The sequence below is a fragment of the Brucella pituitosa genome, from assembly GCF_965577835.1.
GTDB classification, from domain to species: domain Bacteria; phylum Pseudomonadota; class Alphaproteobacteria; order Rhizobiales; family Rhizobiaceae; genus Brucella; species Brucella pituitosa.
Map to the genome: position 1 here is coordinate 284,506 of NZ_OZ264094.1, position 13,602 is coordinate 298,107.

The window sequence follows — 13,602 nt, forward strand, 5'->3', positions numbered from 1 at the left end:
CTTACCAGGCCGACATGCCGCCATCGACGGTGAACATAGCCCCTGTCGCAAAGGACGCTTCATCCGACGCTAGCCACAAAATGCAGTTTGCGATTTCTTGTGGTTCTGCCCAGCGATTGATCGGCGAACGCGCTTTCAATGCATTTTTGAAACCATCGGGGTCAGGTGTTGTTTCCACCATTTTCTCGAAGTAGCTTGACCATGTGACACCCGGAGCCACACAGTTTACGCGAATTTTTTCCTTCGCGTGATCCAGAGCCATAGCTTTAGTAAGAGCTGCTACGCCGCCCTTCGAGGCAACATAAGCCGCACGATCAAAGATACCGACAGTTGCAACATTGGATGCCGTATTGACGATTGTGCCACCGCCCTGTGCTGCCATCACCGGGATCGCGTGTTTACAGCAAAGATAAACGCCCTTGAGATTGACAGCCATCAGGGCATCCCAATCATCTTCCTCTGTGTTCACGACAGTGCCGGGAATACCGTATCCTGCATTGTTAGCCAGAATATCGAGACGTCCGAATTTACTAACGGCAGTATCGATCATCTGCTTCACTTCATCCGAGCGCGAAACATCAACGGTAAACGCAAATGCTGCATCACCGAGTTCGGCAGCAACCGCAGCAGCCTTTCCCCCATCACGATCAGCGACAATGACTTTAGCCCCTTCGCGAACAAAAATATGAGCGGCGGCCTTGCCAATACCCGCACCGGCACCGGTGATGATGGCGACTTTGTCTTTCAGACGCATTTTTTCCTCGAACATAACTAGCCAGCCGTCCCGCATGTTTGCGGGTCGTTCCAAGCTTCAGGGAGAAGCCAGCAATGTTTGCTGGCCGGGGATTTTTGTATTTAAACCTTGTAAGGATTGGATGGCGGAGCTGCGAAAACGGTATCGCGCTCGATCTGCAACACATTCTCAGGTCTCGGGAACGGCTCCGGTGCAGGCTCACCATCCACGCGATCACGCCCGATCAGGCGGAAGAAATCTTCCAAACCATTAGGCACAATCAGCCATGTCCAGAGAATATCGGTCTCGCCTTCATTGATAAACATGTGGCGACGATTTTTGCCGATGAAAAAAGCGGAACCCGGGTTCATTTCATGGCTCTCGCCATCAATCACCGCACGCCCTTTGCCGGATACGACGAAGATGACTTCTTCATTCTGATCGTGAGCGTGTTCCCGTACATAACCACCCGGCGGAACTGTCTGCGTTCCAAAGCCAATCGGATGCTCCATCGGAACCCGATGCGGTGCAAAAATGACATCGATAGAACCATTCGCAGGAACTGGTTGCCAGTAGCTTTCAGCTGAACCCGGTTGAACGATAAGTACATCTCCGCAAGGACCCTCTCCAGCGATTGCCCTCGTGTCTTTATTGGTCATTTCGATTCCCCGATGCGAGCTTTTACTCGTCAATATTGGATACAATATCCAACTGTAACGGAAATAATGCCGTCGTCAACGCTATAAATGAAATTATTTTTCTATATTTGGCTATATAAGACATTATTTTTCACTATTGACTCTTATTTTTGCATATTGTATCCAATTTGGAAATGGAGAGCCTGATGACAAACAAGATCGGGAGACAATCCCTTACTGACCAGATCGTAGTGGAGCTACGCCGCAGAATTATTGCTGGCGAGCTCGCGGAAGGCACCCCGCTACGGCAGGAAGCATTGGCAACCGAGCTTGGCGTTTCTCGCATTCCTATTCGTGAAGCTATTCGTCAGCTGGAGGCAGAAGGCTTTGTCCAATCTGAATTGCACAAGGGAACAGTCGTTAAGGCGCTGTCACTGGCTGAGATTCAGGAACTTTTTGACATTCGTATTCATCTTGAGACATGGCTTTTTGAGATGGCGATACCACGTCTTTCTGACGCCGACCTACGTCGTGCAGAGCAGTTGACAGACGAAACCCTTGTCGACGGTAACGTCGAAAACTGGGGTGACTTGAACTGGCAATTTCATGAAACGCTTTATGCGCCGAGCGGACGCACAGTCGCGCTGAAGTTGCTCAAAAGCGTCCATGATAATGCGAACCGTTATATTAACCTTCAGATCGCAGTCGCTCAGGACGTTGAACTCGAACTCTCCGACCATCGTGCCCTTCTGGCTTATGCGAAGCTGAAAGACACTGAGCGTGCTGTCGAAACGCTGCGCAAGCATATTCAGCGCGTTGCAAACAATCTCATGAAATCTTTGATCGAAAGCAGATCAGATCAACGGGAACAGGAGACGGCTTAAGGCAATAGCCTGAAAGCAAAAAGGCGTCGGCGGGTGACGGTCAATCCGCAAAATAAAAATAATACCAGCCCATGAAGGCTAGAAAAAACCAAAAGAGGGTTACAATGAAAGCTTATAAAAAGTTTCTTGCAGCAACGATTGCTGTTGCAGGCCTGTCGAGTGCTGCCCATGCAGATATCATCATTGGCGCAGCCGGTCCGTTGACCAATGCCGAGTCAATCTTCGGTGTGACATGGATGAATGGCATGGAGATCGCTATTCGTCAGGTCAATGACGCGGGCGGTATCAATGGTGAGAAAGTCGTTCTTCAGCGCGACGACGACAATGGCGATCCAAAGCAAGGCACACTGATTGCGCAAAAACATTGCGACAATGCTGCGATGCTTGGCGTGGTTGCCAATTTCAACAGCGGCGTAACCATCCCATCCTCAGACGTCTACAATCGCTGCGACCTGCCACAAGTAACAAACGCCTCAAATCCGAAAGTCACGCAGTCGGGTTACAAGAATCTTTTCCGCCCAATTGCCAATGATCTTTCGCAAGGTTCGGCCCCTGCTGACTATGCAATCAACACGCTAAAGGCCAAATCAGCTGCAATCATCCATGATAAGCAAGCCTTTGGTCAGGGCGTTGCCGAAGTATTCCGCGATACATTCACAAAAGACGGCGGCAATGTGACCTCGTTCTCTGGCGTCACACAGACCGACGTTGATTTCTCGGCTTTGCTCACCAGTATTCGTTCAGAAAATCCAGATGTCATCTATTTTGGCGGCGTTATGCCAGCCGTTGGCCTTTTCGTGAAACAAGCACGCGAGTTTGGCATTAAGTCGACGATTTTCGGCGCAGATTCCGCATTCTCGTCAGACTTCATCAATGGTGCAGGCCCTGAGAATGCTGAAGGCGCCATCGTTTCGTTCCAGGCACCTCCTTATGACTCGTCACCAGAACTGGAAGCCTTCGCCAAGTCCTATAAGGATGCATTCGGTGAAGATGCTGGGCCATATTCAGCCTATGGCTTTGTTGAAGCTTCAGTCATCCTAGAAGCCATGAAGAAGCTGCCAGCACCGCTGACACGCAAGGCAATTGCAGAAGAAATCGCGAAGACGAACCTCAAATCCATGGTTGGAACAGTATCCTTCAAACCGGACGGTGAACTCACCAACCCTTTCATCTTCCTGTACAAGGTTGATGGCGGTAAGTTCGCCCTCGTGAAGTAACGCTGATCTGGCGCAGACAAGCCTCTCGCAATAGTCAGAGGCTTGCTGTCCAAACTTGAAAATGGTGCGCTTGGATCCCCCGAGCATGGCTGTGCTTTGCTTTTTCCTAAGCGCACCTCGGCAATCGAGGCTTCGCAGATGTCTTCCTTCCTCCTCCAGCAGACTGTCAATGCGCTGACAGTCGGCTCAATTTACGCCCTTATCGCGCTGGGCTATACGATGGTTTACGGCGTTTTACGCTTGATCAATTTCGCGCATAGCGAAATGTTCATGTCAGGCGCATTCATCGCTGTGTTTCTCAGTGGTTCACTGGGGATTGCCGGTTTTCCGGGTGCAGCCGTCATCGTTGGCATTCTCTCATTCGTCATAATCGGCGTTCTTGGAATGTCGATTGAAGTCGCTGCATACAGACCTTTGCGCAACAAATCCCGCCTCGCCCCAATGCTTTCCGCACTTGGCATGGCTATCATTATCCAGAATGTCGTCATGCTTATCGCAGGACGCCGTCCCATCATCTATCCATCTATGCTGCCAAGCGGCGTAATTGAAATTGGCGGCATCATTATTACTTGGAAGCAGATTACGATCCTCGCAATCGCGCTTATTCTAATGGTTGCACTGGAGTTATTCGTCAATCGAAGCCGTATGGGTATCCGTATTCGTGCTGTCGCAGAAAATGCCAATACAGCTTCGCTTATCGGCATTAATCCAAATATTCCAATTTCGGTCATCTTCTTTATCGGACCCGGTCTCGGTGCTGTCGCAGGTCTTCTTTATGCATCATACTATGGGGTTGCGACCTTCACGATGGGTTTTGTAATCGGCATGAAGGCCTTTACGGCAGCTATTCTCGGCGGCATCGGCTCTATCCCCGGTGCGATGTTGGGTGGCATCTTGCTCGGCTTCATCGAAACCTTTGCAACAGCTCTCCTTCCGGGTTTGACCGGCGGCGTCATCGGCACGGAATATCGCGATATCTTCGCCTTCTCCGTTCTCGTTCTCATCCTTCTGTTCCGTCCGTCCGGCCTACTGGGCGCAAAGGTCAGTGAAGAAACGATGGTGTACAAAAGTGACTTCTAAAGCTCCTCCCCTGAGCGCAGATTGCGTTCCAGCACCAACAAGTAACGCCTTGGGGCGAACCATGTTGTTGCTTGCGATATTTCCCCTCGCGCTCATTATTCTTGGGCAATTCCTCCCCACTTATCCCTTGCGCGTACTCGACACGATTCTGCTTTATGCCGTTCTGGCAATGGGTCTTAATATCGTTGTTGGTTATGCCGGACTGCTCGATCTGGGTTACGTCGCCTTCTACGCGATCGGCGCCTATACATATGCACTGTTGGCGTCCGACCAGTTGGGGTTACACCTGCCTTTTCCAGTTATTCTGGTGATCGGTGCAGTCCTGGCTGGCATCGCTGGCATCCTGCTTGGTATCCCAGTGCTGCGATTGCGTGGCGATTATCTGGCGATTGTCACACTTGGATTTGGTGAAATCATTCGAGTTCTGATGAACAATCTGAACTGGTTGACAAATGGGCCACAGGGCATCGCCCGTATTGACGAGCCGAAGCTTCTTGGCTGGACGATCTCGTCACCGTTGGATTTTCTATATCTTCTCATCGGCTTGCTAATCATCACATTCCTCTTTGTCTGGAAGTTGCAGCAGAGCGCACTTGGAATTGCTTTGTCTGCGGTGCGTGAAGATCAGGATGCCGCTCGTGGCTGCGGTATCAATACGACAAAGGTCAAGCTCGTAGCTTTTGCTACCAGTGCAGTAATCGGGGGTATCTGCGGCGTTGTCTTTGCATCCATGCAACGCTTCGTCAGCCCGGAAAGCTTCACCTTCTGGGAGTCGCTCACCATTGTTCTTGTGTTGGTTGTCGGCGGCCTCGGAAACCCATTCGGTGCTATGCTCGGAGCAGCCATTCTCGTGCTCATCCCGGAATTAATGCGTGACTACGCGGATTATCGTCAGCTCGTATTCGGCATCGCGCTCGTCTCCGTTATCCTGCTACGGCCTATGGGCATTATCAGCCGCCAATATGGTCCCTCATGGCTAGCCGCGAAATTGGGGAGACGCTGATGCTAATTTTTGAACACGTCACCAAAGCCTTTGGTGCACATAAAGCGGTCGATGATGCCTCGCTCACCATGAAGCCTGGTAAAATCACCTCAATCATCGGCCCGAATGGTGCGGGTAAATCAACCCTCGTCAATATGGCGGCTGGTTCCTATCAGGTGACATCAGGACGAATTGTTCTTAACGGTGTTGAACTACAACGGCTGCCAAAACATGCTGTGGCCCATGCCGGCCTTGGCCGCACATACCAGAATATTCGCCTGTTCGACGGCATGACCGTGATGCAAAACCTTGAAGTAGCACTGGTTCCTCGAACCATTTCAGCGCTTATCGCAGACGCCCTGCCCGGCAGAAGTGCCGAAAGACATCGTCGTGATAAGTGCCACGCTATTCTGGAAAAGCTGGGCATCTCGCATCATGCGCAAAGGCTCGCCGGATCGCTCGCCTATGGTCAGCAAAAGCTGGTCGAACTCGCCCGCGCAATGGTCAATGATCCCCATGCTATTCTTCTGGACGAACCCGCCGCAGGCCTCAATCACGGCGAAACAGAAGAGCTCAAGCATCATATTGTTGATCTTAAATCTGGCGACATCGCCGTCGTACTCATTGAGCATGACATGAAACTCATTATGTCCATCTCAGACGAAATCTATGTGATGAACCGCGGTAGTGTATTGGCGCATGGAACGCCTGACGACATCCGTAACAATCAGCAAGTTCAGGAGGCTTATCTTGGCCAGCCAGGTGCAATCAGTGACATCGAAGCCGCTGCTCGCAGTCGAGCAAATCGAATCCGGCTACGGTCGGGTGAAAGTCTTGCATGGCATCAACCTTGAGCTACATGCAGGAGAAATTGTTTCTCTGATCGGCCCGAATGGAGCCGGTAAAAGCACGCTTCTGCGCTCTATAAGCGGCGTTTGCCCCATTTCCGCAGGAAAAATCAGTTTCAAGGGCGAACGTATCGACCGTATGAAGCCTTATCAGATCGCAAAGCGCGGGCTCGGCCATTGTCCGGAAGGCCGCGCAGTTTTCCAGCACCTCACCATCGAAGAAAATCTGATGGCTGGTTATTTAGAAGGGCGCGGTAAGACAGAAGCTGAGTTATTCGACCATGTGTACTCGCTGTTCCCTGTTCTGGCAGAGCGGAGGAAAAGTCAGGCTGGGCGGTTGTCAGGCGGGCAACAGCAAATGGTGGCAATTGCAAGATCATTGATGGGCAATCCGGAACTGTTGCTTTTGGATGAACCTTCGCTGGGCTTGGCGCCCATCATCATTCATCAGATTTTTGAGATCATCATCAAACTGGCTGAAGCGGGTGTATCGATTGTTCTCGTCGAACAGAATGTCGATCTTTCACTTGAAATTGCCGACTATGTCTATGCTTTCGAGCATGGTCAAATCCACGTATCTGGTCCGGCAGAGAGACTGGCAGGAGACACCCGCGTGCGAGAAATTTACTTGCCCGCATAAAGAATATGATTCAGTGGACTATCTCCTCCCTTAACATCACAGCCCGTCGGTCTTCCTGATTGGGCGGAGACAGATCCCCTGAATTGATGAAACCGTTCGTCTTCCGAGATCACCGGAATTTCCCTGATTGACCAGAAATTTAAGCCAAGTTTTCTTTGCTTGTGGTTCACCTGTCATTCTCAGCAACCATCATGAAATACATTGGATAAATCGATGTGGGGCCAGTCAATGCGCTTGGATCGGGGCCGCCAATCCCGGCGGAAATCGGCTAAGAAGCATGGAAATCCAGGCAATTCTGGTCATCCCAGCCGGTTTCGCAGCCTGAAATCACTCACCATCGATAAGAGTTTCGCAGTGCGATATTGATACCAGAAGTTCTATACACGCACCCAATATCGTAACGTTTACAAGGCTACAAGCCTGACGGATGGTCAAGAACATAGCGGTCGGAATCAAGCCAGATACACACCGATGCCCTCTTTTACAGATAACCGGTCAAGATTCCCAGTTCTAGCTCAAATCATTTGAAACATGACGCCATTCGAGTAGAAAAGAAGTGAAATGCAAAAGTCGCGCTTCGGCATGACTCACAAACGAAATCACCGCTATCCTTGACGGAAATTTTTAATTAGAGGCTTAGAAACCTAGGTAACTCAATGAGGACCGTCCAATTTCATGAACCAATTTCCCATGAGGTGAGAACCATCTTGGAGCTGAACTTGATGGGTAGGGTTTTACCATCTGAAGGAGTTAGTGTTCTTGCATCGACACGCCTGAAATCCTGAACCTCATCGTCGTTGCATATGGGTTCGAAATCGCATGGAAGAACGAGATCATACGAGACAAGCAATTCCCGATGCATTCCTTGTGGACTAAAATAGATACATGGGGTACGGCCACGTTGCATAAGATCGGACATGAGTTCTGTTGTAATACCGGCTTCTTCCCATCCCTCTTTAACAGCGGTTTCAAGTGCACTTATATTGCTTGCCTTGCCGCCCGCCACCAACGTATCCCAATGTCCTGGTGCTGCATTCGCGGTATCAGAACGCTGCGAAAGCCATATTTCGGCATTGCTGTTTTCAGATGTCTTTATAACACCATTCACATGAACTTTCGTTGCCCACAGCCCCAAAATTCGCAATGCGCTGCGGTCAATAGTGGCTATGGGTTCAGCGTTACAATGGTAAAGAACATCCATGACCTCATTGCGGTGTTCAACGATTAATCCTTCTGACCATAAGGCATCCCGGACTTTCTCAAGTGTCGCAGTGAGGCCACTCATCTGCTCGCAGCACCCCTTCAACTCAAGGCGCGCGCCGTTATCTACAAACAGCCCATTACGGATCAAAACCGTAGCGACCGGGAATGGAACATATCCCAGACACTGAGTACCCGATGGCAGATACCACTCACGAAATGCTTCGTCGGCAAAAGATGGTTTGGAATAAGGCTTGATCATTGGTTTCGGGAACATTTTTCTAAGTATCAAATCAGGGGCGAAAAAGAAGGGCATGCGTTTGATCAATATCAAGACTGATAACTGTCCCAGATGCGTGGCGTTCGTTCAAAATGAATGCAGCAATCGTTGCGTTGCCGAGGTCCGTTTCTACGCGCCACTTTCCACCTTCAAACAAGCTTTGCAACACCTGACCATGTAGCCGTAATCGACCCGGTTCTCCGGACACGCTGACATCGACAGCAGTTGCTTCGGGGCGAAGCATAAGATCGACCTCACCCCTATAGCCGCTATTTACGTCTACACTTGCCGGCAGGACAAGGTCTTGAGACCCTGCTCTGACTAAGAGCATACCGTTATTTGTTGCGCCAACGATCTGTGCAGCAATCCGATTGTCATAGCCCGCGAGTCCCGCGATCCATTTGGACTGCGGTTTAGAAAACAAGTCCTGCGGATCGCCGACTTGTTCGATACGCCCCTGTTTTAAAACGACAAGAACATCGGCGAAGCTGCTCGCCTCCAATGGATCATGTGTAACGTAAAGCACGGTCTTGCCAAGATCACGAAATAGGCGCGCGAATTCTCGACGCATCTCAAGACGCAATTGCACGTCGAGATTAGAAAGCGGCTCGTCGAACAGCAGGAGATCGGGATTGGTTGCAAGAGCGCGGGCAATTGCCACGCGTTGCTGTTGCCCACCTGAGATTTGCGAGGGCAGACGCTTGGCAAGATGCGTGATTTGCATCGTGTGGAGAAGGTCGTTAACGCGTTTGGAGCGTGCTTCCTTTGCATATCGGTTCAAACCATATCCGACGATGCGTTCAACGCTCATATGCGGCCAGAGCGCGTAGTCCTGAAAAACCATATTAAGCCCACGCCGCTGCGGCTCAAGTACTTTAGCCGGCGTTGATATCGCTTTCCCACGTAGGCGTATTTCGCCTTCATCAGGACGATCCAGCCCAGCCACAAGCCTCAGGATCGAAGACTTCCCACAACCAGAAGGCCCCACTAGGCATGCGACTTTACCTTCCGGGACAGTCAGAGACAAATTGTCAAGAACTGTATTTTTACCGTACTTACGGGAGATATTCACCATCTCAAGCATGTCATGTCCTCGGAGCAGTTATCAACCTGCGCAATGTGGAGAGCGTCAGTGTGCGCAAGACAAAGATTATTACGATCGTCGCTGAACCCGCGATAAGCGTTGCGGCCGTCGCCGCACCAAACAGTCCCTGTTCAAACGCACGGTTGACATGAACTGGCAGAACATCAAGGCGTGGTGGACGAAGGATTGAGTTGATTGCAAGATCGAATACGGCCGAGCCGAAAGCAGTCAGGGTCGCGGAAAGAAGGGCTGCGGCGATAAGCGGCAGAACAATCGTAACGATGCGCCTGCCAAGTCCGGCACCTTGCAGCGCCGCAGCTGAGAGCATTGATGCAGGAACCTGTGCCATAGCACCCAACAGAACACGAATAGCAATCGGGACCGATCCCGCAATGCCCGCCAGCACCAATATCGATGGCTTCCCATAGAGCGAAATATTAAAGTCGCTTAGAATTGGCGCATTCCAGACGAAGATATAACCAATACCCAATACAACACCGGGCACTGCAAGACTTAAAGTGCATGTTACGTCGATCAACTTGTTGAACCGAAAATCAGAAAAGATCAGCACATAAGATGCGGCAGCAGCAAGAATGGCACTCCCAACAGCCGCGAGAGCAGCAATTTGCAGCGAGTTGCGCAACGCTGTCAGAAATGCTCCGCTCGTGTTCAAGACGTAGCGATAATGATCGAGCGTCAGGTTTTCAAAATTGAACCCGGCACTCACTCGCTGTGTGAAAGAAACGAGAACGCTGGAGCCGATAGGTATGATCAGCAGCAGAAATATTGCCGCCAATGCGGCTCCGTTTAAAAACAGGCTTGGCGTCGTTTTGTTATGCTGGAAGAGCTGTGCTTTGCCACCGAGAAAGTCATAACGCCGACGGCGCACCAAGAACAGATAAGCAAGAACTGCCATCAGCATGATCGCTGTAACGTAGAAAGCCAGAATGCCCGCGAGATCAAAGCGGATCGGCGATTGATTGATTGCCACATAAATTGCGTAGGTAAGCGTTGGAAAACGATATGTGGTGGCAAGGGCAGCTGGCAGACCAAAATCGCCCAGAACGTCAATAAATATCAACACGGCGCCTGATAGAACGGCAGGCAACAGCATTGGAATGCTGATCGTTGTAAGCACACGGAATGGAGAGGCGCCGCAAAGACGCGCCGCATGCGTGAAATCATCCATCTTCCATTGCAGGGCTGCGAGTACCGTCAGATACGCATAGGGGCTTGCCTTAACGCTCATGATGAAGACCAGCCCCCACGGACTGAAAAGTGCAGTTGGTATGAAGTCCAATCCCAACCAAGAAACGGCAATACCTCCACGACTGCCGAATAGGCTCCATCCCTGCGCCAAAATGAAAGAGGGCAGGATGATCACAGCCCAGGCTGCAACATCGAGCATCCACCCAAATCTAAGTGCCGGTGACTGGCGTAAAATCGCAAGCAGCGTGCCGAACAGACAGCCAAAAAAGGCCGAAGCACTCGCAAGGAAAAGCGAATTCTGGAGAGCCGTGCGCCACAGCGGTCGACTGAACACTTCAGCCAAACCACTCAAGCTGAAATGCGTTGATTGTGAATGAAATAAGCCGGGCAAAAATGCCTGTATCAGTACGGTGCCAAGTGGCGCCAGCACCAGAATGAACAACGCCAGCACGACAAGCATACCCAGCACATCTTCGGCTTTAACTTCCGGTATCAGACGCGCGCGGACAGTCGTCCGCTCGCCATTTCGTCGTGAGACAAAAACGTCGGTCATATTGTTCTCTTAATTAACGGCAGGATTTGTCCCGTTTCCGCTCGATCAGTTCACAGCGCGGTCAGCGAACCACGTCTTGATCTCAGCTTCATGCTCGACGGCATAGTCATCAGGTGCAACGCGATAAACCAGTCCTTCTGCAGGACCATCTGCGCGACGTGGCGCATTTTTGACTGTAGGCTCGAAAAGACCGTCTGAATCAGCTGCCTCTTGCAGATAGCCCTGAGTTTCAGGCTTTAACAGCCATTCGACAAAGTCCTGTGCCGCTTCAGGTCGCTGCGTCTTTGCCTGAATGCCTACACCCCGGATAACCCCAGGTGCACCTTCCTGCGGCCAGACAATTTCAACAGGAGCTTCACTGGATGCCTTCAGGGTGTAAGCAACCTGCGACGTAATCATCGCGACTGAGATTTCACCTGCCGTTAAAGCGCGGCCTACCGGGCCATTGGTGCGGAAAACGCGCATGCCATTGTCAAAGAAATTAGTAAAAAGGCCTTCTGCCTTTTCCTTGCCCATTGAATGGAAGAACTCAGCAACACACGGATATGCAGGTGCTGCAACTGCTGGGTCTGCCATCCCAAAAATGCCCTTGAAACGCGGATCCGCGAGGTCAGCATAATTAAGGGGTGGCTGTTTGACGAGATCCGGACGATAGACCATCACGCAGGAGGCAGCCATTCCGATTGGAAACCAAGAATGGTTTTCCGGCAGATGCTTAACGCCAATCTCATTTAAATTGCCGATATTGGATGGCGAAACATCGCGCTTCAACAAGCCCTGCTGATCCAGACTATGGAAACTGTAAGAACCGTTATAGATCAAAACGTCCCATTGCGGATTGTTGGCTTCTGCAGCGATACGTGCGAGGATTTCACCGCCGCTCATCTGTACGACATCGATCTGACGGCCACTGTCGGCCTCAAAGCGGTCCGTGATCACGCCTTCAAAATCGTTGGTATAAAGGACGAGAGGGCCTTGCGCGTCATCAGCAACGGCCACGAGAGGAATGCCAGCTGTCGCCATCGCGGCAATACCTAGGGCTTTCAAGGAAGGGAGCATTGTAAGGTCGCTTTCCGCCGGTTCAATTTCAGGATTTGTTGAAGCCGGTCTGTCCGGTTCAGACAGTGTCTTGCTAGAGGACGCATATGACAGTCCTGTAACAATACGTCTGTAATTGGCTGGAACTGCTGGTTCCCAATTTGGAACCATCGAATACAAGGGTTTACCGCGGATCACACTGTCCTTGATTACCTCCCCGACAGTATCGGCAACATATCGCAGCGTCTTGCTCATCAGACGGCGAGATGGTGTTAAGAGGCTGAACGTAACGTCAGGCCCAATCCAGCCCGGCAGAACCGAAATTAATAAGCCGCGGCGAACGCTCTCCCGAACAGCGAATTCTGGTACAATTGCCAAGCCGTGCCCTGCGATGGCGAGTTGTTTCAGGCAAGCCGCGTCGGTTGTTACCAGATTGGGCTTTTGCGATAACACAACGCTCTTTTCGTACGCATCTTTGAAGATGAATGTCGTTTCCTCGGCATCACGTCCGTAGCTGAATAAACGGTGAGGTAGTTTGAGGATGCCTCCTTCTGTCTGGGGCGGAACTATCTTCAAATCAGGAGATCCCACAATAAGAAGGGGATTTCGACATATGCGTCTTTGAACAAACGCATTGTCACGCAACTGCCAGGAGTGCGCGACGATATAGAGATCGCTGAAGCTTGATGAGCCTTCGATTACGCGATCCGAAATATCTAACGTCAGTGATAGGTTTTGAAATGGATCTTCAATGTGCGGCCAGGATTTGAAAATAAGTTCTCCAATAAGTGGAGAAACGCTGAGTGAGACCTTGCCTGCAATCTGCACTTTTTTGTCATCGACCACATCTTCTGCGAGTTGGGCGATTTCTAACATCGACTTACCGATATCGTAGAGTTCTTTCCCAAGTTGGGTCAGTCTAAACTCTTCGCTGTTACGTATAACAAGCTGCCCTTTGACCTGATCTTCGAGAGCCGAAAGTCGCCTGCTCATTGTTGATTTGGGGAGATTAAACAGGCGTCCCGCTTTGACAATGCCCTGTTGATCGGCAATGCCCACGAAAAGCCGTAGATCGTTCAAATCCAGCATATGACCTCGAAACTCTCTAAGCTTTAAATCGTCTTCCTAGAGAGTTTACGTCACCGTTTTTTGACACTTTTTCTATATTGGCTCGATTCGAGTTTATCCTCCGTGAGTAAGCCATATAGTTCCGCTT

The 13,602-nt window shown here is 50.7% G+C and carries 12 protein-coding genes; 6 read left to right on the top strand and 6 right to left on the bottom strand.

Annotation, left to right across the window (positions count from 1 at the left end; genetic code table 11):
* Window position 1: 1 nt before the first annotated feature.
* The gene (locus ACSME1_RS20595) at window positions 2–769 is read right to left on the bottom strand and encodes an SDR family oxidoreductase (RefSeq protein WP_435655713.1); all 768 of its coding nucleotides are present in this window, start codon (window positions 767–769) and stop codon (window positions 2–4) included.
* A gap of 86 nt (window positions 770–855) precedes the next feature.
* Window positions 856–1,392 carry a cupin domain-containing protein gene (locus tag ACSME1_RS20600; RefSeq protein WP_105707462.1) on the bottom strand — a complete coding sequence of 179 codons (537 nt, stop codon included), beginning with the start codon at window positions 1,390–1,392 and terminating at the stop codon, window positions 856–858.
* Between the two features lie 185 nt (window positions 1,393–1,577).
* Between ACSME1_RS20600 and ACSME1_RS20605 the strand changes: the two genes are divergently transcribed.
* The 6 genes from ACSME1_RS20605 (at window position 1,578) to ACSME1_RS20630 (ending at window position 7,022) form a co-directional block, all read left to right on the top strand.
* A complete protein-coding gene (locus ACSME1_RS20605) occupies window positions 1,578–2,255 on the top strand; it encodes a GntR family transcriptional regulator (RefSeq protein WP_105707460.1) in 678 nt (225 codons plus the stop codon).
* 104 nt (window positions 2,256–2,359) lie between these two features.
* Window positions 2,360–3,472 (top strand): branched-chain amino acid ABC transporter substrate-binding protein, encoded by a 1,113-nt coding sequence (locus tag ACSME1_RS20610; RefSeq protein WP_105707459.1) that lies wholly within the window; start codon window positions 2,360–2,362, stop codon window positions 3,470–3,472.
* A gap of 138 nt (window positions 3,473–3,610) precedes the next feature.
* The gene (locus tag ACSME1_RS20615) at window positions 3,611–4,552 is read left to right on the top strand and encodes a branched-chain amino acid ABC transporter permease (protein ID WP_435655714.1); all 942 of its coding nucleotides are present in this window, start codon (window positions 3,611–3,613) and stop codon (window positions 4,550–4,552) included.
* Window positions 4,553–4,613: 61 nt separating this feature from the next.
* On the top strand, window positions 4,614–5,555 hold the full coding sequence (locus ACSME1_RS20620; RefSeq protein ID WP_105707457.1) for a branched-chain amino acid ABC transporter permease: 942 nt from the start codon (window positions 4,614–4,616) through the stop codon (window positions 5,553–5,555).
* Complete coding sequence (locus tag ACSME1_RS20625) at window positions 5,555–6,388, top strand: ABC transporter ATP-binding protein (RefSeq protein ID WP_105707456.1); 834 nt, start codon at window positions 5,555–5,557, stop codon at window positions 6,386–6,388. Before ACSME1_RS20620 ends, ACSME1_RS20625 begins: the two co-directional genes overlap by 1 nt.
* On the top strand, window positions 6,321–7,022 hold the full coding sequence (locus ACSME1_RS20630; RefSeq protein ID WP_181153668.1) for an ABC transporter ATP-binding protein: 702 nt from the start codon (window positions 6,321–6,323) through the stop codon (window positions 7,020–7,022). The genes ACSME1_RS20625 and ACSME1_RS20630 overlap by 68 nt, the downstream gene beginning before the upstream one ends.
* A gap of 673 nt (window positions 7,023–7,695) precedes the next feature.
* On the opposite strand, the gene ACSME1_RS20635 is transcribed toward ACSME1_RS20630, so the two are convergent.
* Genes ACSME1_RS20635 through ACSME1_RS20650 form a run of 4 tightly spaced genes read right to left on the bottom strand, consistent with a single transcriptional unit; the run spans window position 7,696 to window position 13,475 of the window.
* Window positions 7,696–8,538, bottom strand: coding sequence for an NUDIX domain-containing protein (locus ACSME1_RS20635; protein WP_435655715.1), 843 nt, complete (start codon window positions 8,536–8,538; stop codon window positions 7,696–7,698).
* Window positions 8,516–9,586 (bottom strand): ABC transporter ATP-binding protein, encoded by a 1,071-nt coding sequence (locus ACSME1_RS20640; protein ID WP_435655716.1) that lies wholly within the window; start codon window positions 9,584–9,586, stop codon window positions 8,516–8,518. Before ACSME1_RS20640 ends, ACSME1_RS20635 begins: the two co-directional genes overlap by 23 nt.
* Before the next feature lies 1 nt (window position 9,587).
* The gene (locus ACSME1_RS20645) at window positions 9,588–11,348 is read right to left on the bottom strand and encodes an ABC transporter permease (RefSeq protein WP_435655717.1); all 1,761 of its coding nucleotides are present in this window, start codon (window positions 11,346–11,348) and stop codon (window positions 9,588–9,590) included.
* A 45-nt stretch (window positions 11,349–11,393) separates the two neighbouring features.
* The gene (locus ACSME1_RS20650; RefSeq protein WP_435655718.1) at window positions 11,394–13,475 is read right to left on the bottom strand and encodes an extracellular solute-binding protein; all 2,082 of its coding nucleotides are present in this window, start codon (window positions 13,473–13,475) and stop codon (window positions 11,394–11,396) included.
* Window positions 13,476–13,602: the final 127 nt, after the last annotated feature.

What these genes read in the sequence shown, in the direction of transcription:
- ACSME1_RS20615 (WP_435655714.1), top strand. Translation starts at nt 3,611, where the DNA reads ATGTCTTCCTTCCTCCTCCAGCAGACTGTCAATGCGCTGACAGTCGGC.
- ACSME1_RS20610 (WP_105707459.1), top strand. Translation starts at nt 2,360, where the DNA reads ATGAAAGCTTATAAAAAGTTTCTTGCAGCAACGATTGCTGTTGCAGGC.
- ACSME1_RS20600 (WP_105707462.1), bottom strand. Translation starts at nt 1,392, where the DNA reads ATGACCAATAAAGACACGAGGGCAATCGCTGGAGAGGGTCCTTGCGGA.
- ACSME1_RS20625 (WP_105707456.1), top strand. Translation starts at nt 5,555, where the DNA reads ATGCTAATTTTTGAACACGTCACCAAAGCCTTTGGTGCACATAAAGCG.
- ACSME1_RS20645 (WP_435655717.1), bottom strand. Translation starts at nt 11,348, where the DNA reads ATGACCGACGTTTTTGTCTCACGACGAAATGGCGAGCGGACGACTGTC.
- ACSME1_RS20640 (WP_435655716.1), bottom strand. Translation starts at nt 9,586, where the DNA reads ATGCTTGAGATGGTGAATATCTCCCGTAAGTACGGTAAAAATACAGTT.
- ACSME1_RS20635 (WP_435655715.1), bottom strand. Translation starts at nt 8,538, where the DNA reads ATGCCCTTCTTTTTCGCCCCTGATTTGATACTTAGAAAAATGTTCCCG.
- ACSME1_RS20595 (WP_435655713.1), bottom strand. Translation starts at nt 769, where the DNA reads ATGTTCGAGGAAAAAATGCGTCTGAAAGACAAAGTCGCCATCATCACC.
- ACSME1_RS20620 (WP_105707457.1), top strand. Translation starts at nt 4,614, where the DNA reads ATGTTGTTGCTTGCGATATTTCCCCTCGCGCTCATTATTCTTGGGCAA.
- ACSME1_RS20605 (WP_105707460.1), top strand. Translation starts at nt 1,578, where the DNA reads ATGACAAACAAGATCGGGAGACAATCCCTTACTGACCAGATCGTAGTG.
- ACSME1_RS20650 (WP_435655718.1), bottom strand. Translation starts at nt 13,475, where the DNA reads ATGCTGGATTTGAACGATCTACGGCTTTTCGTGGGCATTGCCGATCAA.